Annotated in this window: 22 protein-coding genes; 11 read left to right on the top strand and 11 right to left on the bottom strand. The window is 73.3% G+C overall.

The window, feature by feature from the left end:
• Nucleotides 1–4 precede the first annotated feature (4 nt).
• Nucleotides 5–2128: a RecQ family ATP-dependent DNA helicase gene (locus ACQ393_RS14360; RefSeq protein WP_430647542.1), complete on the bottom strand. Its 2124-nt coding sequence runs from the start codon at nt 2126–2128 to the stop codon at nt 5–7.
• A 126-nt stretch (nt 2129–2254) separates the two neighbouring features.
• Between ACQ393_RS14360 and ACQ393_RS14355 the strand changes: the two genes are divergently transcribed.
• The 4 genes from ACQ393_RS14355 to ACQ393_RS14340 all read left to right on the top strand — a co-directional run bounded on the left by ACQ393_RS14355 (nt 2255) and on the right by ACQ393_RS14340 (nt 5258).
• Nucleotides 2255–2833 (top strand): TetR family transcriptional regulator, encoded by a 579-nt coding sequence (locus tag ACQ393_RS14355; RefSeq protein WP_430647541.1) that lies wholly within the window; start codon nt 2255–2257, stop codon nt 2831–2833.
• Nucleotides 2830–3567 carry an ABC transporter ATP-binding protein gene (locus ACQ393_RS14350; RefSeq protein ID WP_430647540.1) on the top strand — a complete coding sequence of 246 codons (738 nt, stop codon included), beginning with the start codon at nt 2830–2832 and terminating at the stop codon, nt 3565–3567. Before ACQ393_RS14355 ends, ACQ393_RS14350 begins: the two co-directional genes overlap by 4 nt.
• Complete coding sequence (locus ACQ393_RS14345) at nt 3564–4427, top strand: ABC transporter permease (RefSeq protein ID WP_430647539.1); 864 nt, start codon at nt 3564–3566, stop codon at nt 4425–4427. Before ACQ393_RS14350 ends, ACQ393_RS14345 begins: the two co-directional genes overlap by 4 nt.
• 153 nt (nt 4428–4580) lie before the next feature.
• Nucleotides 4581–5258, top strand: a complete 678-nt coding sequence (locus ACQ393_RS14340; RefSeq protein ID WP_430647538.1) for a hypothetical protein — start codon at nt 4581–4583, stop codon at nt 5256–5258.
• A 134-nt stretch (nt 5259–5392) separates the two neighbouring features.
• Here ACQ393_RS14340 and ACQ393_RS14335 read toward each other — a convergent pair whose 3' ends face one another.
• The 4 genes from ACQ393_RS14335 to paaI all read right to left on the bottom strand — a co-directional run bounded on the left by ACQ393_RS14335 (nt 5393) and on the right by paaI (nt 8425).
• Nucleotides 5393–5776 carry an STAS/SEC14 domain-containing protein gene (locus tag ACQ393_RS14335; protein WP_430647537.1) on the bottom strand — a complete coding sequence of 128 codons (384 nt, stop codon included), beginning with the start codon at nt 5774–5776 and terminating at the stop codon, nt 5393–5395.
• 153 nt (nt 5777–5929) lie between these two features.
• Nucleotides 5930–6547: a TetR/AcrR family transcriptional regulator gene (locus ACQ393_RS14330; protein ID WP_430647536.1), complete on the bottom strand. Its 618-nt coding sequence runs from the start codon at nt 6545–6547 to the stop codon at nt 5930–5932.
• A gap of 33 nt (nt 6548–6580) precedes the next feature.
• Entirely contained in the window at nt 6581–7843 is a 1263-nt protein-coding gene (gene paaK, locus ACQ393_RS14325; protein ID WP_430647596.1) for a phenylacetate--CoA ligase PaaK, read from the bottom strand.
• Nucleotides 7844–7957: 114 nt separating this feature from the next.
• Nucleotides 7958–8425 carry a hydroxyphenylacetyl-CoA thioesterase PaaI gene (paaI, locus tag ACQ393_RS14320; RefSeq protein WP_430647535.1) on the bottom strand — a complete coding sequence of 156 codons (468 nt, stop codon included), beginning with the start codon at nt 8423–8425 and terminating at the stop codon, nt 7958–7960.
• Between the two features lie 146 nt (nt 8426–8571).
• Here paaI and paaA point away from each other — a divergent pair, with 146 nt between their 5' ends.
• The 6 genes from paaA (at nt 8572) to ACQ393_RS14290 (ending at nt 13491) form a co-directional block, all read left to right on the top strand.
• Nucleotides 8572–9558 carry a 1,2-phenylacetyl-CoA epoxidase subunit PaaA gene (paaA, locus tag ACQ393_RS14315; RefSeq protein WP_430647534.1) on the top strand — a complete coding sequence of 329 codons (987 nt, stop codon included), beginning with the start codon at nt 8572–8574 and terminating at the stop codon, nt 9556–9558.
• 68 nt (nt 9559–9626) lie between these two features.
• A complete protein-coding gene (gene paaB, locus ACQ393_RS14310) occupies nt 9627–9932 on the top strand; it encodes a 1,2-phenylacetyl-CoA epoxidase subunit PaaB (protein WP_067948099.1) in 306 nt (101 codons plus the stop codon).
• Nucleotides 9929–10783, top strand: coding sequence for a 1,2-phenylacetyl-CoA epoxidase subunit PaaC (gene paaC / locus ACQ393_RS14305; RefSeq protein WP_430647533.1), 855 nt, complete (start codon nt 9929–9931; stop codon nt 10781–10783). The genes paaB and paaC overlap by 4 nt, the downstream gene beginning before the upstream one ends.
• An 86-nt stretch (nt 10784–10869) precedes the next feature.
• Nucleotides 10870–11370: a 1,2-phenylacetyl-CoA epoxidase subunit PaaD gene (gene paaD / locus ACQ393_RS14300; RefSeq protein WP_430647595.1), complete on the top strand. Its 501-nt coding sequence runs from the start codon at nt 10870–10872 to the stop codon at nt 11368–11370.
• Nucleotides 11370–12584, top strand: a complete 1215-nt coding sequence (gene paaE / locus ACQ393_RS14295) for a 1,2-phenylacetyl-CoA epoxidase subunit PaaE (protein WP_430647532.1) — start codon at nt 11370–11372, stop codon at nt 12582–12584. The genes paaD and paaE overlap by 1 nt, the downstream gene beginning before the upstream one ends.
• Before the next feature lie 133 nt (nt 12585–12717).
• The gene (locus tag ACQ393_RS14290) at nt 12718–13491 is read left to right on the top strand and encodes an enoyl-CoA hydratase/isomerase family protein (RefSeq protein ID WP_430647531.1); all 774 of its coding nucleotides are present in this window, start codon (nt 12718–12720) and stop codon (nt 13489–13491) included.
• Between the two features lie 263 nt (nt 13492–13754).
• Here the strand turns inward: ACQ393_RS14290 and mnhG are convergent, their stop codons facing one another.
• From mnhG to ACQ393_RS14260, 6 genes are read right to left on the bottom strand one after another with little or no spacing between them, the layout of a single operon-like run.
• Entirely contained in the window at nt 13755–14171 is a 417-nt protein-coding gene (mnhG, locus tag ACQ393_RS14285; protein ID WP_430647530.1) for a monovalent cation/H(+) antiporter subunit G, read from the bottom strand.
• Nucleotides 14168–14440: a monovalent cation/H+ antiporter complex subunit F gene (locus tag ACQ393_RS14280; protein ID WP_430647529.1), complete on the bottom strand. Its 273-nt coding sequence runs from the start codon at nt 14438–14440 to the stop codon at nt 14168–14170. Before ACQ393_RS14280 ends, mnhG begins: the two co-directional genes overlap by 4 nt.
• Nucleotides 14437–15186 carry a Na+/H+ antiporter subunit E gene (locus ACQ393_RS14275; protein WP_430647528.1) on the bottom strand — a complete coding sequence of 250 codons (750 nt, stop codon included), beginning with the start codon at nt 15184–15186 and terminating at the stop codon, nt 14437–14439. Before ACQ393_RS14275 ends, ACQ393_RS14280 begins: the two co-directional genes overlap by 4 nt.
• Nucleotides 15183–16796, bottom strand: coding sequence for a Na+/H+ antiporter subunit D (locus ACQ393_RS14270; RefSeq protein WP_430647527.1), 1614 nt, complete (start codon nt 16794–16796; stop codon nt 15183–15185). The genes ACQ393_RS14275 and ACQ393_RS14270 overlap by 4 nt, the downstream gene beginning before the upstream one ends.
• Nucleotides 16793–17248, bottom strand: coding sequence for an NADH-quinone oxidoreductase subunit K (locus ACQ393_RS14265; protein ID WP_430647526.1), 456 nt, complete (start codon nt 17246–17248; stop codon nt 16793–16795). The genes ACQ393_RS14270 and ACQ393_RS14265 overlap by 4 nt, the downstream gene beginning before the upstream one ends.
• Nucleotides 17245–20199, bottom strand: a complete 2955-nt coding sequence (locus ACQ393_RS14260; RefSeq protein ID WP_430647525.1) for a Na+/H+ antiporter subunit A — start codon at nt 20197–20199, stop codon at nt 17245–17247. The genes ACQ393_RS14265 and ACQ393_RS14260 overlap by 4 nt, the downstream gene beginning before the upstream one ends.
• Nucleotides 20200–20319: 120 nt before the next feature.
• Here ACQ393_RS14260 and ACQ393_RS14255 point away from each other — a divergent pair, with 120 nt between their 5' ends.
• The gene (locus ACQ393_RS14255; RefSeq protein ID WP_430647524.1) at nt 20320–21195 is read left to right on the top strand and encodes a sulfurtransferase; all 876 of its coding nucleotides are present in this window, start codon (nt 20320–20322) and stop codon (nt 21193–21195) included.
• Nucleotide 21196 lies beyond the last annotated feature (1 nt).

Here is a 21196-nt window from a genome sequence, read left to right as displayed (position 1 = left end):
GCGCTCAGCCGCGCAGCGCGAGCGCGAACGGCAGGACCTCGGTCGCGCCCGCCCTGCGGAGTTCGCGCGCGGCGATCGTGAGGGTCCAGCGGCTGTCGGCGAGGTCGTCGACGAGCAGCACGCCGCCGGATGGCACGTCGAGCCCGTCGGCGGTGAAGCGGTTCCAGACGCCCGCGAGGCGGAACGCGCTGTTGCCGCCGGGCCCGCCGCTCGGGCCGCCGTCGACCGGCGCGAGCGCGCCGAGGTACGGAAGGCGCCCGACCTCCGAGAGCCCGCGCGCGAGCGACTCGACGAGCTGAGGGCGCGAGCGCGAGGGCACGCATGCCACGGCCACGGGCCGTTCCGCCCATCCCCACTCGGCGAGCACGCGCACGCACGCGTCGAGCACGCGCGGCGGCAGCGGTGCGTCCGGGGTGTTCGGGGCGAACAGCTCGCGGACCGTCGAGCCCCAGCCGAGGTCGGTCAGCCGCGCGAGCGCACGGCCCTCCGCGGCCTGCTCGCCCGGTGGGATGCGCCCCTTGACGGGCACGCCGAGCCGGTCGGCCCCGGTCGGCCACGCTCGGCGCGGCTCGATCGGCACGCCGACCCGGTCGAGCGCGCTCACGGCGGCGGCCGCGGCATCCGCATCGACCTCGCCCGGGTACCACGTTCCTGCGCACCGGTCGCAGCGCCCGCACGGCGCCGCCGTGTCGTCGTCGAGGGAGCGCTGGAGGAAGGCCATGCGGCATCCGTCGGTCTCCTCGTACTCGAGCATGTGGCGCTGCTCGGCCTCGCGCTCCTCGGCGATGCGGCGGTAGCGCTCGGCGTCGTAGGTCCACGGCGCGCCGGTCGCGACCCATCCGCCCTGTACGCGGCGCACGGCGCCGTCGACGTCGAGCACCTTGAGCAGCAGCTCGAGCGGGGTGCGGCGGATGTCGACGCGCGCCTCGAGCGCGGGCGTCGACAGCGGCACGTCGGAGAGCTCGTCGATGACCCGCCTGGCGCGGTCCTCGTCGGGCATCGACGCGGTCGCGAAGTAGTGCCAGATCGCCGGGTCCTCGCGGCCCGGGAGGAGCAGCACGTCGGCGTTCTCGCTCGCACGCCCGGCGCGGCCGACCTGCTGGTAGTACGCGACGGGCGACGAGGGTGCGCCCAGGTGCACGACGAAGCCGAGGTCGGGCTTGTCGAAGCCCATGCCGAGCGCGCTCGTCGCGATGAGCGCCTTGACCTCGTTGCGCTTGAGCATCCCCTCGGACTCCTCGCGCTCCTCGGGGTCGGTCTGGCCCGTGTACGCGCGCACGTCGTGCCCGCGCTCGCGGAGCACCCGCGCGGTGTCGACCGCCGCCGCGACCGTGAGCGCGTAGACGATGCCCGAGCCCGGCAGGTCGTCGAGGTGGTCGATGAGCCACGCCAGCCGGCCGGTCGAGTCGGGCAGCCGCAGCACGCCGAGCCGGAGCGAGGACCGGGCGAGCGGCCCGCGGATCGTGAGCACGTCGGAGCCGAGCTGCTCCGCGACATCCGCCACGACCCGGCTGTTCGCCGTCGCGGTCGTCGCGAGCACGGGCACGTCGGCCGGGATCTCGGCGATGAGGTCGCGCAGCCGACGGTAGTCGGGCCGGAAGTCGTGGCCCCAGTCGCTGATGCAGTGCGCCTCGTCGACCACGAGCATGCCGAGCCGACGCACGAGCGAGGGAAGCTGCTGCTCGCGGAACGACGGGTTGTTCAGCCGTTCGGGCGAGACGAGCAGCACGTCGACCTCGTCGGCGTCGAGGCGGGCCAGCACCTCCTGCCACTCGTGCGCGTTCGCCGAGTTGATCGAGACGGCGCGCACTCCCGCGCGCTCGGCGGCCGCGATCTGGTCGCGCATGAGCGCGAGCAGCGGCGACACGAGGATCGTCGGGCCCCCGCCGCGGCGACGCAGCAGCAGGGTCGCGACGAAGTAGACGGCCGACTTGCCCCAGCCCGTCCGCTGCACGACGAGCGCCCGACGGCGGCCGGCGACGAGGGCCTCGATCGCCTCGAACTGGCCGTCGTGGAAGTCGGCGTCGTCACGCCCGACGAGCTCGCGGAGCGCGGCGAGCGCCTCGGCGCGGAGGTCGACTGCGGCGCCCGGGACGTGCGCAGGCGCGGATGCGTCGGGGGAGGGCATGCGTCCAGCCTTCCGCATGCGGCTGACAGTCGCGGGAGCGCGCGGCTCCAGATCGTCCGACGGGCCGCGACGACCCGGGGCCACCGTGCCCTTGACGCGAAAAATGTGAGTGGCTAACGTTTTGACGTGACCAACGTCAGCGCCACCGACCGTCGACCCTCGAAGCGCGAGCGCACCCTCGCCGCACTCGTCGAGCACGGGCTCGACCTGTTCGAGCGCCAGGGGTACGACCGGACGACCGTCGCCCAGATCGCCGGCGCCGCGGGCGTGACCGAGATGACCTTCTTCCGCTACTTCCCGGCGAAGGAGCACCTGCTCCTCGACGACCCGTACGACCCGCAGCTCACCGCCGCGATCGCCGAGCAGCCGCGCGAGCTGCCGCCGTTCCTCCGCGCCGCGCGCGGCATCCGCGAGGCGTGGCGTGCGCTGCCCGAGCCCGAGACGCCGATCATCCGCCGCCGCGTCCGCATCGCCGCGGGTACGCCCTCGCTCCGCGGGGCGATGTGGCGGAACACCGGCAACACCGAGCGTGCGATCGTCGAGCAGCTCGTCGCCGACGGCGCGAGCCCCGACGTGGCGCGGGTGGCCGCGGCATCCGTGCTCGCCGCCCTCGTCGCGGGACTCTTCCTGTGGGCCGAGGACGAGCGGACCACGCTCGCCGACGCGATCGAGCGGGCGCTCGACGTCATCGAGGTGCGCTCGTGAATGCCCCGGCCCGCTTCCAGGCCCGCGGCCTCGCGCGCGCGTTCCGCGGCGGCGCGGGCGTGCACGGCATCGACCTCGACGTCGCCGCGGGCCAGATCCACGCGCTCGTCGGCCTGAACGGCGCGGGCAAGACGACGCTCATGCGGCTGCTCCTCGGCATGCTCCGGCCCGGTGCCGGCACCGTTCGCGTGTGCGGCGTCGACGTGAACCGAGCGGATGCCGCGACCTGGGCGCGCGTGGGCCAGCTCGTCGAGCACCCGCTCGCGTACGCCGAGCTCTCGGGTCGCGCGAACCTCGAGGTCGCGGCGCGGCTGCACGGCCTCGACCGCCGGCAGGGCGCCGAGGCCGTCGCCCGCGCGATCGACGAGTTCGACCTCGGGCCGTACGCCGCGGTCCGGGCGAGCCGGCTCTCGCTCGGCAACCGCCAGCGGGTGGGCATCGCGGGCGCGCTGCTCCACGGTCCCGAGGCGATCGTGCTCGACGAGCCGACGAACGGACTCGACCCGGCGGGCGTCATCGTGCTCCGCGAGTCGCTGCTGCGGCGGGCGGCCGCGGGGGCCGGCATCCTCGTCTCGAGCCACCACCTCGATGAGGTCGCGCGGGTCGCCGACCGCATCACCGTCGTCAACGACGGGCGGATCATCGGATCGCTCGATCCGGGCGGGTTCGACCTCGAGCGCGCGTTCTTCGCGCTCGTGCACGGGGACGACGAGGCGCGGAGGGCAGCGGCGTGAGCGGGGCGAGCGGGGACGGCGTGAGCGGGGCGCGCACGCGCGGCGCACGCGGCGGCGACCCGAGCACCGCGCGGGGTGGCCGCGGACTCGCCGGCAGCCTCGCGGGCGTCCGGGTCGCCGTGGTCGTCGAGGCGCGCAAGGCGGTCGCCTCGCGGGTCATGGCCTCGACCACGGTGCTCCTCGTCGTCGGCATCGGCGTGCTCTCGCTCGGGATGCTGCTGGCCGCGGCGTCCGGCGACGAGCAGGTGCTCGCCAAGCTGGGCCCGCTCGCGGGCCTGCCGGGGTGGGCGGGCCTGGTGGGCGTCGTGCTGCAGATCACCGCCGCGGCCGGGGTGCTCGCCTTCGGCGTCGCCCTCAGCTGGATGTTCGGCCGCGAGTTCGCCGACGGCACGGTCGCGGCGCTGTTCGCGCTGCCGGTGTCGCGGCCGGCGGTCGCGGTCGGCAAGCTCGTCGTGTACGTCGCCTGGTCGGTCGTCGTCGCGGGCGCGCTCACTTGCGTCGTCGCGATCGTCGGGTTCGCGATGGGCTTCGGGGCGACGGATGCCGCGGGCGTCGGCGCGCTCGCCCGGATCCCGGTGCTCGTGATGCTGTCCTCGCTCGTCGCCGTGCCTGCCGCGTGGGTCGCGACGCTCGGGCGCGGGTTGCTGCCCGGCATCGCGGCGACCGTCGGGATCATCGTGGTCGCGCAGGTCTCGGCGATCGCCGATGTCGGCGCGTGGGTGCCGGTCGTCGCGCCCGCGCTCTGGGCCATCGCTCCCGAGTCGGTGCCGGCCGCGGCGTTGCTCCTCGTGCCGACGGTGCCACTCGCGTTCGGCGCGCTGTGCGCGCTCGCGTGGTCGCGGCTGCAGCTGGATCGCTGAGGCGGGGCCGGCGGCGCCCGGGCGTGCGCGGCCGCCCCGGCGGCATCCGGCGAACGTGACCGCCGCGGCTCAGCGGGGCCGCGGGCGTGCGCGGCCGCCCGGCGACATCCGCCGAACTTGACCGCACCGGCGCCGCCGGTCACGCTGGAGCGCATGCCCCACCCGTACCCGCTCCACGCCGACGTCGACGTGCCGTGCCTCTGCTGCGGGAGCGTGCAGCGCTTCCGGTTCGCGTCGACGTCCGACCAGGTGGTGTGCGGTCACTGCCGGTCGCACCTCGGCGCCGAGCGGGCCGAGCAGCGCGACCGCGAGCACATCGCGCTGTGGCGCGGCATCCTCGAGTCGCACGACCGCGACGCGCGTGACGCGGCGACGGCTGCGGCGACCGCCGCGTCGGAGGCGGCCGAACTCGTGGCCCGACTCACCGCGGAGCGCGACCAGCTGCGGGCGGGCGCCATCGACACGGGCAGCGAGGTCGGCTCGGCGCTCCAGGACCAGCTCCGCGACGACCGGGTCCGTCGCGCCGAGCGCGCGACCCAGCTCACCGCGAAGCGCGTTGACACAGCGATGGTCGCACTCTGGCGCCTGCAGGCGTTCCACCACCCCGACCCGCGGAAGCCCGGCTCGTGCACGTGTGGGCGCACCCTGCCGGCCTGCGGGGAGAGCCGGATCCTCGAGGCCCTGCGCCAGGAGATGCTCGACTGGGAGCGGCGCAACCTCGAACTGCTGCGCGCGGGCAAGCGGCACGGGCTGCCGCCCGAGCACCCAGAGGTCGCGGCCGGCACGACGGGCGCGGCCGGCCCGGCGGGCGGTGGCGCGGGCCGTCGCTGAGCGCGGTCTTCGGGTGGGGGCCGGAAGACGGCGCGGGTGTCGTCACGATCGGCGGGTGCCGGGCCGACGCGACCCGCCGATCGTGACGACGACCGGATTGGCCCAGTCGTCTGGACGGACCCGGGCGAGTCGGGTCAGGTCGTCGGCGCCGCCGCACCCTCGGCGACCCACGCGATCGCTTCGTCGCGCGCCGCGAGCGGGAACGCCTTGAACTGGCCGGGCACGAGTCCGCCGAAGGCCACCGCGATCCCGATGAGCACGTCGCGGTCGGTCACGAGGGCGGCGCGGTCCCAGAGCGAGAGCGGCCGCCCGATGAGCTTCGCGTCCTCGAGCATCGCGCCGAGCGAGTAGTGGTCGAACTCGTCGCCGAGCACGATGACGAAGTCGAGCTTGCCGCTCGCCTCGATCGCGGCGTCCATGGCGGGGTCGAGCACCTCGCGGTAGTCGGCCGCGGTGACCGTCCCGACGGCGCGGAAGCCGATCACGCCCTCGGGCAGGCCGTCGAGCAGTTCGATCATCGGGTCCCCCTTCTCCCGGCGACAGTCTGGCAGCCGGTCGGGGCGGATGTCACGGCTCGCGGGCGGCGTCGTCGGCTTGTCGTCACGATCGGCGGGTGCCGGGCCGGCGCGACCCGCCGCTCGTGACGACGACTGGGATGGCGCGAGCCGGCGTCAGGGGCGCGGAGCGCCGGCGGGCACGCGCAGCCCGTCGAGCGCGACGGCCACGACGTCGTCGGCCAGCCGCGCGGCATCCTCTCGGCCGCCGGGCCGGTACCACTCGACGATCGAGTTGATCATGCCGAACAGCAGCCGCTCGACGATGCGGACGTCGATGTCGGAGCGGAGCGACCCCTCGGACTGCGCCTCGGCGACGAGGGCGGTCACGCGCTTGTCGAACGCACGGCGTCGCGCGAGGGCGCGCCGCTCGACCTCGGTGTTGCCGCGCACGCGCAGGAGCAGGGTCACGTACGGCAGTTCGGCGACGAGCACGCGGACCGCCCCGCGCAGCACCCCGTCGAGCCGGTCGGCGGCGCTGCCGCCCGCGGCCTCGGTCTGGTCGAGCACGCCCTCGAGCGAGCCCAGCGCCTGGTCGAGCGCGCGCTCGAGGATCTCGTCCTTCGACGAGAAGTGGTGGTAGATCGCCGACTTCGACAGGCCGAGGCGGTCGGCGAGCACGCCCATCGAGGTCGCGTCGTAGCCGTACTCGTTGAAGGCGGCGACGGCGACCTCGAGGATGCCCTGCTGGTCGTAGCCGGGGCGGCCTCGTCGGAGCGCGGTGTTCGGTGACATCCGGTTCAGTCTGTCAGGCCGGGTGGGCGCGCATCAGCGCGGCTCGCGCAGGTCGTAGACGCGCTTGTACTTGCCCTCGCTGCGCGGCAGCGTGCCGGGCTCCTCGAGGCGGACGGTCACCGACGAGCCGATGAACTCCTTGATGCGCCCCGCGAGGACGACCGTCGCGGCCTGGCACACGTCGACCTCGAGGTCGGGGTGGCGCTCGATGCGCACGGTCATGTCGTCCATGTGCCCGGTGCGGGTGAGCTCGAGGATGAAGTGCGGCGTCAGGTGCTCGATGCCGAGCACCAGTTCCTCGATCTGCGTCGGGAAGAGGTTCACGCCGCGCAGGATGATCATGTCGTCGTTGCGGCCCGTGATCTTCTCGATGCGGCGCATGCCGGGTCGCGCGGTGCCGGGGAGCAGCCGGGTGAGGTCGCGCGTGCGGTACCGGATGACCGGGAACGCCTCCTTCGTGAGCGACGTGAACACGAGTTCGCCCCGCTCGCCGTCGGGAAGCGGCGCACCGGTCTCGCCGTCGATGACCTCGGGGAGGAAGTGGTCCTCCCAGACGTGCGGGCCGTCCTTCGTCTCGATGGCCTCGTTGGCGACCCCCGGGCCCATGACCTCGGAGAGGCCGAAGATGTCGACCGCGTCGAGGCCCATGCGCTCCTCGATGCGGCGGCGCATCTCGTTCGTCCACGGCTCGGCGCCGAGGATCGCGGTCTTCAGCGTGGTCGAGCGCGGGTCGATGCCCGCCTCCTCCATGGCGTCGGCGATCGTGAGCAGGTAGCTCGGCGTGCACATGATGGCGTCGGGCTCGAAGTCGCGGATGAGCTGCACCTGGCGCGCGGTCTGCCCGCCCGACATCGGGATGACGGTCGCCCCGAGCTTCTCGATGCCGGCGTGCGCGCCGAGGCCGCCCGTGAAGAGGCCGTAACCGTACGCGTTGTGCACCTTCATGCCGGGCCGCACGCCGCTCGCGCGCAGGCAGCGGGCGACGAGGGTCGCCCAGCGGTCGAGGTCGTCGTGCGTGTAGCCGACGACGGTCGGCCGGCCCGTCGTGCCGGACGAGGCGTGGATGCGCGCGACCTGCTCCATCGGCACGGCGAACATGCCGAACGGGTAGGTCTGCCGCAGGTCGTCCTTGGTCGTGAAGGGGAGCTTCGCGACATCCGCCAGCGTCTGGATGTCGTCGGGGTGCACGCCGTGCTCGTCGAACTTGCGGCGGTAGAGCGGCACGTTCTCGTAGGCGTGGCGCACGGTCCACTGCAGCCGCTCGAGCTGGAGGGCCTCGATCTCGGCGCGCGACATGCGCTCCTCGGGGTCGAGTTCGTCGGGCGAGGCGGGCGCGAGGCCCGAGACGGTGGGCCGGGATTCGATGGGGGACTGCGGAAGGGTCGTCGTCGACACGGTGGCTCCCGGGGTTCAGATGGTGCGGTTGGTGGAGATGGACCGGCCGCGGAACTCGGCGACGGCGTCGCCCTGCTCGTCGACGACCGTCACGTCGTAGAGGCCCGTGCGGCCGCTGCGGGCGCGGCGCACGGCGGTCGCGGTGAGCGTCTGCCCGGCGACCGTGGACTTCAGGAAGGTGATGTCGGCGCCCGCGGCGACGGTGACCCGGTGGTCCTCGTTGCAGGCGATCGCGAAGGCCGTGTCGGCCAGGGTGAAGACGAGCCCGCCGTGGGTGATGGCGAACCCGTTGGTCATGTCCTCCCGCACGCGCATCGACACGACGGCGTGGCCGGGGTCGTCGCGTTCGACGACCATGCCGAGCATCGCCGAGGCGAGGTCGCGCTGCATCATCTCGCGGTTGAGGCGAGCGGATGCCGCGGCATCCGCCTGCTCGTCGGCGGGCCGGCCGGCGCCCTGGCGTTCGGTCGCGACATCCGTCATGCGCTGCTCCTCATCGAGTGCGGGGGAGTCGCCGGCGGCCCTGATTGCCCCGGCGCAGAACCTCAGCATATACTAACTGAACGATCGGTTGGTAAAGTGTTCGCAGCACCGCGCACCATCCGGTCCCGAGAGCATTGGAGTCGACGATGACCGCACCCGCCGAGCTGAGCGTGGCCAGCATCGATGAGCACCGCGACGACGAGGCGCAGGCCCGCTTCGACGACCTCATCGCGCAGGACTCGCGCATCGAGCCGCGCGACTGGATGCCCGACGCGTACCGCAAGACGCTGATCCGCCAGATCAGCCAGCACGCGCACTCCGAGATCATCGGCATGCAGCCTGAGTCGAACTGGATCTCGCGGGCGCCGAGCCTCAAGCGCAAGGCCATCCTCATGGCGAAGGTGCAGGACGAGGCCGGCCACGGCCTCTACCTCTACTCGGCCGCGCAGACGCTCGGCATCGGCCGCGAGGAGATGATGCAGCAGCTCATCGAGGGCCGCGCGCGCTACTCGTCGATCTTCAACTACACGACGCCGACGTGGGCCGACATGGGCGCCATCGGATGGCTCGTGGACGGCGCCGCGATCTGCAACCAGGTGCCGCTGTGCCGCGCCTCGTACGGCCCCTACGGTCGCGCCATGGTGCGCATCTGCAAGGAGGAGTCCTTCCACCAGCGGCAGGGCTTCGAGATCCTGCTCGAGCTCATGCAGGGCACCGAGGCGCAGCGCGAGATGGCGCAGGACGCGGTGAACCGCTGGTACTGGCCCTCGCTGATGATGTTCGGCCCGCCCGACGACGAGTCGCCGAACTCGGCGCAGTCGATGGCGTGGAACATCAAGCGCTTCTCGAACGACGACCTGCGCCAGCGCTTCGTCGGGATGCTCGTGCCGCAGGCCGAGGTGCTCGGCGTCACGCTCCCCGACCCGAACCTGAAGTGGAACGAGGAGCGCCAGGCGTACGACATGAGCGAGATCGACTGGACCGAGTTCCACGAGGTGCTCGCCGGTCGCGGCCCCGCCAACGCCGAGCGACTGCGCCGGCGCCGCGAGGCCCACGAGGAGGGCGCGTGGGTGCGCGAGGCCGCGGCCGAGTACGCCCGCAAGCAGGCAGAGAAGACGGCGGTCGCCGCCTGACGCGGCCCGGCCGCCCCACCACACAGACCCGCGATCCGCGACGGAGCGGACCGAGACGAGGAGACGAGATGAGCACCCCCGGCGAGACCGGCACCGAGGCCTGGCCCCTGTGGGAGGTCTTCGTGCGCGCCAACCGCGGACTGAGCCACGTTCACGTCGGGTCGCTGCACGCGCCCGACGCCGACATGGCCGTGCGCAACGCCCGCGACCTGTACACCCGACGCAACGAGGGCGTGTCGATCTGGGTCGTGCCCGCCGACGCGGTCACGACGAGCGACCCCGACGCGAAGGGCGCGTTCTTCGAGAGCCCCGCCGGCAAGAACTACCGCCACGCGGTGTACTACACGAAGTCCGAAGGGGTGAAGCACCTGTGAGCGGCGAGGACCTCGACCCACACGGCGACGTCACCGTCGACCGGGTCGCGCTCGCCGAGGAGTACGCGGGCGCGGCGGCCGGCGCCGGCCACGCGGCATCCGCGGATGTCTCGGCCTACGCGCTCGGCCTCGGCGACGATTCGCTCGTGCTCGCGCAGCGCCTCGGCGACTGGATCACGCGCGCGCCCGAACTCGAGGAGGACGTCGCGCTCGGCAACATCGCGCTCGACCTGCTCGGCCACGCGCGATCGCTGCTGCACTATGCGGGCACCCATGACGGGCGCAGCGAGGACGACCTCGCGTACTTCCGCGACGAGCCGGAGTTCCGCAACGCGTGGCTGTTCGAGCAGCCGAACGGCGACTTCGCGCACACGATCGCACGGCAGCTCGTCGCCTCGACGTACCTCGTCGAGCTCTACCGGCGCCTCGAGGGGTCGACGGATGCCACGCTCGCCGCGATCGCGGCGAAGGCGTCGAAGGAGGTCGACTACCACCGCGACCACGCCATCCAGTGGACGCTCCGCCTCGCCGGCGGCACCGACGAGTCGCGTCGCCGCATGCTCCGCGCCGTCGAGCAGACGTGGCCGTACGTCGAGGAGCTGTTCCGCGACGACGAGGTCGTCGCCCGGCTCGCCGAGGAGGGCATCGCGCCGCTGCCGTCGTCGCTCCGCGAGCCGTTCGACGCCGTGATCGACCAGGTGTTCGCCGAGGCCGACCTCGCGCGCCCTGAGGGCCGCACCGCGTTCGTCGTCGACGGCCGCGGCCGCGAGGGGAAGCACACCGAGCACCTCGGGCCGCTCCTGGCTGAGATGCAGGTGCTCGCACGCTCGCACCCGGGGGCGTCGTGGTGACCGCGGCCGAGGTGCGGCGCGGGGCCGCCGACGTGCGTCGCGATGCGGGCGTCGAGGCGGAGGCCGCGGCATCCGTCGCCCGACCCGTGCCGAGCGACCCCGCCGCTCGCGCGGCGTGGGACGTCGCCGCGACCGTCACCGACCCCGAGGTGCCCGTGCTCACGATCGAGGACCTCGGGGTGCTGCGCTCGGTCGCCGTCGACGACGACGGTGCCGTGCACGTCGAGCTCACCCCGACCTACAGCGGATGCCCCGCGATGGACGCGATGCGCGACGACGTCGTGCTCGCGCTCACGCACGCGGGGTACGACCACGTCGACGTGAAGATGGTGCTCGCGCCCGCCTGGACCACGGACTGGATGAGCGAGACCGGCAAGGACAAGCTGCGGAAGTACGGCATCCAGGCCCCGTCGGGGAACGCGCCCGTGCGCGACGCCGGGCCGATCCGCCTGCAGATGGCCGTCAAGTGCCCGCGCTGCGACTCCCTGAACACCCGCGAACTCGCCCGCTTCGGCTCGACCTCGTGCAAGGCGCTCTACGAGTGCCGCGACTGCCTCGAGCCCTTCGACTACTTCAAGGTGCTCTGATGGCCGCGACCAACCTGGGCTCCACGGGAGCCCCCGCCCGCGACGCCGCGGGCACACTGACGACGGATGCCGCGATCGCCGACGCGTTCCTCCAGAGCGCGGTCGGCGGCGACACCGCCCCGAAGCGCCGTCGTGCGCGGTTCCACTCGCTCGAGGTCGCCGAGGTGCGCCCGCTGACGGATGACTCGGTCGAGGTCACCTTCGCGGTGCCCGACGAGCTCGCCGACGACTACGCGTACCTCCCGGGACAGTACGTCGCGCTGCGGCGCGACTTCGACGGGCACGAGCTGCGCCGGTCGTACTCGATCTGCCGGCCTCCCGTGCGCGGCAGCGTGTCGGTCGCGATCAAGCGCGACCTCGGCGGCCGCTTCTCGACGTGGGCGAACACCGAGCTCGCCGCCGGCGACCGCATCGACGTGATGAGCCCGCAGGGCACCTTCACCACGGGGCTCGACTCGCTCGACGGCAAGCACGTCGTGGGCATCGCCGCCGGCTCGGGCATCACGCCGCTCATGGCGCTCGCGCACACCGTGCTCGCCCGGTCGGAGGATGCGCGCTTCACGCTCGTCTACACGAACCGGTCCACGCGCGACGTGATGTTCCTCGAGGAGCTCGCCGAGCTGAAGGACCGGTACCCGGCCCGGCTCGCGCTGCACCACGTGCTCTCGCGCGAGCAGCGCACGGCGCCGCTGCTGTCGGGCCGCATCGACGCCGAGAAGCTCGAGCGCATGCTCGACGCGCTGATCCCGCCGGCGACGGTCGACGAGTGGTTCCTGTGCGGGCCGTTCGAGCTCGTGCAGCTCGCGCGCGACACGCTCGAGGCCCGCGACGTGCCATCCGGTCGGGTGCGCTACGAGCTGTTCACGACCGACGCCGACCGGGCGACCGAGCCGCGGCACGGCCGACCCGTCACGGTCGAGCGCGGCGAGCCGACCGTCGCGATCGAGTTCACGCTCGACGGCCTCTCGTCGAGCGTCGAGAGCCCGGTCAGCGCGAACGAGTCGATCCTCAACGCGGCGCTCCGCGTCCGCTCCGACGTGCCGTTCGCGTGCGCCGGCGGCGTGTGCGGCACGTGCCGCGCGCGGGTCGTCGACGGCAGCGTGAACATGACGGAGAACTACGCGCTCGAACCCGAGGAGCTCGAACGCGGATACGTGCTCACCTGCCAGTCGCACGCGACATCCGACCGCGTCGTGGTCGACTACGACGTGTAGCCCGCCCGGGGGCCCCGCCGCCGAGTGATACAGCTGTCGCCGAGTGATACCGGCGCACCGGTATCACTCGGCGGGACCGGTAACACTCGGCGAGAGCACCGTGACCGTCGATGAGGAGAGAGAAGAGAGACGGATGATCGAGCTCGAGATCCACGACGGCGTGGCCGAGATCACCCTGAACGCCCCCGCCAAGCTCAACGCGCTCGACGAGGCGGCGCTCGCCGAGCTCGGCGAGGCCTACGATCAGGCGGAGTACACGAACGTGCGCGCCCTCGTGCTCCGCGGCGAGGGTCGCGCGTTCTGCGCCGGGCGGGACATCGCGGGCGTCGACCCGCGCGACGACGACGTGCAGGGCTACCTCGGCGGGCGCGTGGAGCCGCTGCTGAAGCGGATGGCACGGTTCCCCGCGCCGACCTTCGCGGTCGCGCACGGGGCATGCCTCGGCGTCGGCCTCGGCCTCCTCATCGCGAGCGACATCGTCTACGTCGCCGACACCGCCAAGGTCGGCTCGCCGTTCAAGAACCTCGGCGCGACGCTCGACTCCGGCGGGCACGCGCTCTTCGTCGAGCGCCTCGGCGCGCACCGCACGATGGATCTCATCGTCACCGGCCGGCTCATGTCGGGCGAGGAGGCCGTCGCGGCCGGGCTCTTCTCGCGGGTGCTCCCCGCCGACGAGGTGCTCGAGGCCACGCGTGCGGCGGCGCGGGACGCGGCATCCGGCCCCACCCAGGCCTTCGTCGCGTCGAAGCGGCTCGTCGCCGACCTGCGCGACCACCGGCACGGCCTCTGGCACTCCATGTCGGACGAGAACCGCGCGCAGGCGGCGCTCTGCGACACGGACGACTACCGCGAGGGCTTCGCGGCGTTCCAGGAGAAGCGCACGCCGCAGTTCACCGGTCGCGCCTGAGCCCGAGTCCGTTCTCAGGAGTTCCGCGCGAATCCGGCCTCTTCTCAGGATCTCCGACGCGTGTCGGACGGGACGTGCGGCGTGTCGTCCTGAGAACGGTATCCCCCGGCGTGCGGGGCTTCGCGGGGCGTCGCTGGGCTCCGCGGGCGGCGTGGGGTGCGGCGAACGAGGTGCGGGCGGGCGACGCGGGGCGGCGTGGGTCCGGAGAACCGGATGCCGGGTGGGGGGCGTCGCGGGGGCCGGGGCGGCGTTCCCAGCCGGGCTCAGCGGTCGGCGTCCGCGCGCCCGTCCGAGCGGGCGACGCCGCCCTCGACGCCGCCCTCGTCGTCGTCCTCGTCGTGCTCGTGCTCGGCGATGTCGCGGCCGAGGTCGTCCTCGATGAGGAGGTCGCGACGCAGGGCGTCGGTGCGGTACGCGGCGCGGCCGAGCATGTGCGCGGTCATCGGCTGCGTGAGCAGCTGGAAGGTCATGATGAGCACGACCGTCGTCACGACGCCCCACGACGGCACGCGGAGCACGATCGCCAGGAGCACGACCGCGAGGCCGAGCACCTGCGGCTTCGTCGCCGCGTGCAGGCGGGTCAGCACGTCCGGGAAGCGCAGCGCGCCGATGCCCGCGGCCATCGAGAGGAACCCGCTCAGGAGGATGAGCGCCCCGATGCCGATCTCGGCGAGGTTCACGACTCGTCCTCCTTGCCGATGAAGCGCGCGATCGCGATCGAGCCGACGATCGCGAAGAGCGCGAGCACGAGCAGCACCACGAGCGTGTCGGTGTGCCGGTTGACCGCCATCTCGGCGGCGAGCCCGCACATCGCGATCGCGAGGAGCACGTCGGTCGCGAGGGCGCGGTCGAGGATGGTCGGCCCGCGGATGATGCGGATGACGGCGGCGATCGCGCCGACCCCGAACAACACGCCCGCGGCGAGCCCCATGACGTCGAGTGCGCTCATGCGTCGTCCTCCCGCTCGGCGAGCTCCTCGGGCTCGGGCTTCGCCGCGGTGATGGGGTGGCCGGTCGCGCGTCGATGCCGTCGCGCCGCGCGCACCGCCTCGGCCTGCTCATGCGTGCCGATCGCCAGCACGATGCGCTCCTCGGTCGCGAGCACGTGCCGGCGGGCGTCGGCGAGGTCGGCGTCGCTGCGCGTGCCGAGGGCGTGCAGGTACAGCAGCCCGCGCTCCCGGTCGATGTCGACGACGACGGTTCCGGGGACGACCGTGATCGCCTCGGCCGTGAGCGTCGTCACGAGGTCGGAGCGCGTCAGGAGCTGCACCGCGATGATCGCGTTCATGGGCTGCCACCCCGGCCACACGGCGCGCGCCGCGACCTGGACCGAGGCGACGGCGACGTCGAACATCATCCAGAGCCCGAGGACCAGCCCGCGCCACGGGTTGAACCGCCCGCTCAGCAGCACCGGCGGCAGGTAGAAGGCCCGGGTCACGGCGATCGCGAGCACGACGCCGGTCGTCACCGTCAGCACGTCGACGTGGTCCCAGAGGAAGACCCACAACGCGACGAGGCCCGCGAGCAGCGGGAGCTGCCGCCACACCGCCTGCCAGCGCGTGAGCTCGGCCGGCGACGCCGGCACCGGCGGGTCGGGGACGGGCTGGGCGGGCGGGGTCGGTGAGCCCGCCGTCTTGGGTATCGCATCGCGGCGGCGGATGCGGTCATCGGGGCCGCGGCCCGTGGCATCCGTCATCGCACACCCTCCGGGAAGACGAGCGAGACGTAGACGCTCGCATCGCGCAGGTTCTCGGCCGCGCGGCTCGACAGGTCGAACAGCGGGCCGGCGAACACCGTGAGCGCGACCGTGAGGACGACGAGCGAGGCCGTCGCGGCGAGCATGAGCACGGGCGTGGTGCGCGTGGCGACGACGGTCGCCCCCGGTGCCTCCTGCACCGAGTCGATGAGCCGCGACCGGTACCCCTCGAGCTCGGCCTTGGGCCGCCAGAACGCGAGGTTCCAGAAGCGCGCGAGCGCGTAGAGCGTCACGAGCGAGGTCGCGGCGCCGATCGCGACGACCGTCCAGATCAGCCAGTCCGGACCGGGGGAGGAGGTGCCGAGCGTCTCGGTCGCCGTGGTCGTGCCGCCCGCGGCATCCGCCCCCGAGACGAACAGGCCGACCTTGCCGAGGAAGCCCGAGAACGGCGGGATGCCGCCGAGGTTCATGGCCGGCACGAAGAACAGCACGGCCAGCATGGGCGAGGCGCGGCGCAGCCCGCCGAGGCGCGTGATCGACGTCGACCCGCCGAAGCGCTCGATGAGCCCGGTCGTGAGGAAGAGCGTCGTCTGCACGCTGATGTGGTGGATGACGTAGTAGATCGTCGCCGCGAGGCCCGCGACGCTCGCGAGCCCGATGCCGAAGATCATGTAGCCGATGTGGCTCACGAGCGTGAACGACAGCAGTCGCTTGATGTCGGCCTGCGTCAGCGCGCCCAGGATGCCGACCGCGAGCGTCAGCCCGCCGATCACGAGGAACAGCGTCGACAGGTCGGACTCGGGGAAGAGCACCGTCTCGGTGCGGATGATCGCGTAGACGCCGACCTTCGTGAGCAGGCCCGCGAACACGGCCGTGACCGGGGCGGGGGCGGTCGGGTACGAGTCGGGCAGCCAGAACGACAGCGGGAACACCGCGGCCTTGATGCCGAACGCGATGAGCAGCAGCAGGTGCAGGATCAGCTGGATGTCCTGCGGAAGCTCGGCGAGGCGCACCGACAGCTGCGCGATGTTCGCGGTGCCCGTCGCCCCGTAGACGAGCGCGATCGCGCTGAGGAAGAAGAGCGAGGACACGAGGCTCACGATGATGTACGTCACGCCCGCGCGGATGCGCTCGCCCGTGCCGCCGAGCGTCAGCAGCACGTAGCTCGCCGACAGCAGGATCTCGAAGCCGACGTAGAGGTTGAACAGGTCGCCCGCGATGAAGGCGTTGAACACGCCCGCCGACAGGATCAGGTAGGTCGGGTGGAAGATCGACACCGGCGTCTCGCGGTGCTGGTCGGCGATGCCCTGGCCGACGGCGTACACGAGGACGCCGAGGAGCATGAGCGCCGAGATGATGATCATGATCGCCGACAGCCGGTCGACCACGAGCATGATGCCGAACGGCGGCGGCCACCCGCCGACCGCGACCGCGATGCCCGAGCCCGAGGCGTCGACGCGCGAGAGGAGCACGACGGCGATCGCCGCGACCGCGGCGAGCACGAGCGTCGACACGACCATCTGCGCGCGCTGGCGGCGGCCGAGCATGAGCGCCACGGCCGCGCCGATGAGCGGCAGCAGCACCATGAGGGGCACGAGCGCGTCGGTCATGCGCGGCCCCCGTCCTCGTCGCTGGCGTCGAGCACGGCCTGCACGGCGCGGTCGTCCTCCTCGGAGCTGCGGTACAGGTCCGCGGTCTCCTCGGCGTCCTCGGCCATCTCGTCCTCGTCCACGATGAGGTCGCCGCGCTCGCCGAGCTGGGCGAGCCACCAGCTGCGGTAGATGAGCGCCAGCATGAACGCCGTGATGCCGAGGTTGATCACGATCGCGGTGAGCACGAACGCCTGCGGCAGCGGGTCCGAGATCGTGCCCTCGTCGACGCCCTCGCCGAGGATCGGCGCGAGGCCGGTCATGCCGCTCATCGTGAACATGAAGAGGTTCACGCCGTTGCCGACGAGCAGGAACCCGATGAGCACGCGCGTGAGGCTGCGCTCGAGCATGATCGTGATGCCCGTGCCGAAGAGCACTGCGGCGATGATCACGAGCGTGAGCGAGGCGGTCATGCGCCCACCTCCGCGGGATCGGCCGGAACGGCGTCGGGGCCGGCCTCGTCGATCTGGCGGTCGATCTCGGCGCCGAGGGTGCGCAGGATGTCGAGCACGAGGCCGACCACCACGAGGTACACGCCGATGTCGAACAGGGTCGACGTGCCGATCGAGAGGGCGCCGAGCACCGGCACGTCGGTCTCGAACCAGGTCGACTCGAAGACGGTCAGGCCGAAGACGAGCGAGGATGCCGCGGTGCCGGCGGCCACGAGGAGACCTGTGCCGAGCAGCAGTCCGGCGTCGATCGGCGCGGCCTCGCCGAGCTCGTACCGGCCGCCGGCGAGGTAGCGCGCGACGAGCGCGAGCCCCGCGAGGAGGCCGCCCGCGAACCCGCCGCCGGGCGCGTTGTGCCCGACGAACAGCAGGTAGACCGAGACGACGATGGCCGGGTGGAACAGGAGGCGCACGAGCACCTCGATGAGGATCGAGCGGTTGCGCGGCGAGAGGGTCCGCCCGGCGAGGAGCCACGTCTGACGGGTCGCGGCGGCCTCGGCCGCGGCATCGGTCTCGTGCTCGACGTCGGCGAGCGGCCGACGGGCGGCGCGCATCGAGGCCGCCTGCTCGGGCAGGGGCAGGAAGCGCTCGCGCCGGTCGACGTCGGCCAGGCGCGGGGCGCCGCCCATGCGACCCGAGACGAAGATGAGGCTCGCGACGCCGGTCGCGACGGCGACGAGCACGGAGATCTCGCCGAGCGTGTCCCAGGCGCGGATGTCGACGAGCAGGGCGTTCACGAGGTTCTTCGCGTGCGCCTCCTCGGCGAGCGCGGGGATGCCCTCGGCGATGCTCGGGCGCATCCGGGCGCCGAGCGCGACGACGCCGACGACGGCCATCACGATCCCCGCGAGCGCGCCGAGGGCGATGCGCAGCGGGGCGCGGACCACGGCTCGCCGGCCCGTCACCTGGCGCGGCAGGCGTCGGAGGACGAGCACGACGACCACGATCGTGAGCGTCTCGACGAGGGCCTGCGTGAGCGCGAGGTCGGGCGCGCCGCCGATGCCGAAGATCAGCACCATGCCGTAGCCGGTCGCGCCGACGAGGAGCACCGCCGTGAGTCGCTGCCGCACGACCACCGCCGCGGAGGCGGCGACGATCATCGCGAGCCCGATGACGGGCTGGGACGGGCCGTCGGAGAGGCGGATGCCGTCGGGCCAGGTTCCGTTCGCGGCCGCCGCGCCGCCGAGCCCCAGGATGAACACCGCGACGATCACGGCCAGGTAGCCGGGCAGGCCCCCGGACTGGATCAGCGTGGTCAGCCGGGCGGCGCCGCGGTCGACCGCGCCGACGAGCCGCAGGTACCCGCGCCCGGCGTCGACGGTGTCGGGCACGGTCGCCTGGGCGCGGGCGACGGCGTCGCGCCGCCAGACGAGGAGCGCGCCGACACCGAACACCAGCGCGGAGATCGCGAGCGCCGGCTCGAGGCCGTGCCAGAGCGCCAGGTGGTACTCGGCCGGCCCCGGCAGGGTCGACGCGTACGCGTCGAGCAGCGGTTCGACGAGCGGCAGCGCGAACGCGGTCGCGAGCGAGGCCGCCGCGAGCACCCCCGGAGCGAACGACATCATGGCGGGTTCGCGGTGCAACGGGGTGGGCTCGGCTCCGGGACGCGTCCCGAACGCGCCGTTCACGAACCGCCAGCTGTACGCGACGGTGAGCATCGACCCGACGACCGCCGCCGCGAGCGCGGACCAGGCCCAGGGCGCTCCCGGTTCGCCGGATGCCGCGGCCTCGAGCTGCGCGGAGAAGACCGCCTCCTTCGCCACGAATCCGAGGAGCGGCGGCAGCCCGGCCATCGACGCCGCAGCGACCGTCGCGAACGCGGCGAGCCACGGCATCCGCCGCCCGAGGCCCGACAGCTTGCGCTTGTCACGTGTGCCGGCGGCGTGGTCGACGATGCCGACGGTGAGGAACAGCGCCGCCTTGAACAGCGCGTGCGCGAGCAGCAGCGCCGTGCCCGCGAGCGCTGCGTCGCGCATGCCCTGGCCGACGACGAGGATCAGGAAGCCGAGCTGGCTCACGGTGCCGTAGGCGAGGACCAGCTTGAGGTCGGTCTGCCGGAGCGCGCGCCATCCGCCCACCAGCATCGTGAACCCGCCGATGCCGATGACGATCGGATGCCACACCGCGAGGTCGGCGTACGCCGGGGCGAGCACCGCGACCAGGTACACGCCCGCCTTCACCATCGCCGCGGCGTGCAGGTAGGCCGACACGGGCGTCGGCGCCGCCATCGCGGCCGGGAGCCAGAAGTGGAACGGCACGAGGGCGCTCTTCGAGATCGCGCCGATCAGGACGAGCGCCACGCCGACCTCGGCAGCGACCCCCGTCACGGGATCGGCGACGAGCTCGTGCAGCGAGGTCGTGCCGCCGCCCACCGTGAGGATCACGAGGCCGACGAGCATCGCCAGCCCGCCGAAGGTCGTCACGGTGAGCGCCTGCAGCGCCGCGCCGCGCGCCTCGCGCTTGGCGGCGTCGTGCCCGATCAGCAGGTAGGAGAGGACGCTCGTCGCCTCCCAGAACGTGAACAGCACGAACACGTCGTCGGAGGTCACGAGCCCGAGCATCACGCCCGCGAAGCCGAGCAGCAGCGCCGCGAAGCGGCCGAGCGACGGCTCGTCGTCGCGGAAGTACCAGGTGCAGTAGAGCAGCACGAGCGCGCCGATGCCGGTGACGACGAGGGCGAGCAGCAGCGAGAGCGCGTCGAGCCGGAAGGAGAGCGCGATGTCGAGTGCGCGGATCCACTCGATGCGCTCGACGACGACCTCGCCGCCCGCGACGGCCGGCACGAGCGTCAGCAGCCAGGCGAACACGGCCGTCGGCACGAGCGCGATGACCGGGAAGATGCGGCGCCCCATGACCCCCGAGGCGAACGGCGTGACCACGGCCACCGCGGCGAACGCCACGAGGGAGAGGATCATCCGTGCTCCCCCCGCGTACGTTCCGACCGTCGGACCAGTCTACCGAGGGCGAGCCGGGCTCCGACGGCGGGGCTCGGGCGAGCGGATGCCTCGCCACGGCCTGGCTGGGAGGATGGACGCATGCCGATCCTCATCGATCCCGTCGACCTCGCCGCCCGGCTCGAGGGGGAGCGCGACGCCGCGCAGGGAGCACCGCGCACCAGGGTGCTCGACGTCCGCTGGACGCTCGCCGAACCCGACGGCAGCGGCGCATACCGCGAGGGGCATGTTCCCGGCGCGGTCTACGTCGACCTCGACGGCGAGCTCGCCGACCACGCCGCGAGCGGCGAGGGACGGCATCCGCTGCCCTCGGAGGCGGCGTTCCAGGCGGCGATGCGCCGCTGGGGCCTGCGCGAGGGCGACACGGCGGTCGTGACGGACGACGCGTCCGGCATGTCGGCGGCGCGCGCGTGGTGGCTGCTGCGGCACGCGGGCTTCGGCGACGTGCGGATGCTCGACGGCGGGCTCGCCGCGTGGCGCCGGGCCGGGCTGTCGCTCGAGCAGGGCGACGTCGTGCCCGAGCCGGGCGACGCGACCGCGCGCTTCGGCGCGATGCCAGTGATCGACCTCGACGAGGCGGACGCCCTCGGCGCCGCCGCGGGCGGCGTGCTGCTCGACGCCCGCGCGGGGGAGCGGTACCGGGGGCAGGTCGAGCCGATCGACCCGCGCGCGGGCCACATCCCGGGCGCCGTGTCGGCCCCCACCGCCGAGAACGTCGGGGCCGGCGGGCGGTTCCTGCCGGTCGAGGCGCTGCGGGTCCGGTTCGCCGCGCTCGGCGTGGACGGCGCGCATCCGGTCGCCGTCTACTGCGGCTCGGGCGTCACGGCCGCGCACGAGGTCGCAGCCCTGGAGCTCGCGGGCATCGAGGCCGCCCTCTACCCGGGGTCCTTCAGCCAGTGGTCGAACCGGGCCGAGCGGCCGGTCGCGACCGGGCCGGAGCCGGGCGGCGGGGCGTAGC

Source organism: Agromyces sp. GXS1127, assembly GCF_050565425.1.
Lineage (GTDB): Bacteria > Actinomycetota > Actinomycetes > Actinomycetales > Microbacteriaceae > Agromyces.
Note: the sequence above shows the minus strand (reverse complement) of the source record. Positions and strands in the feature narration are given on the sequence as shown.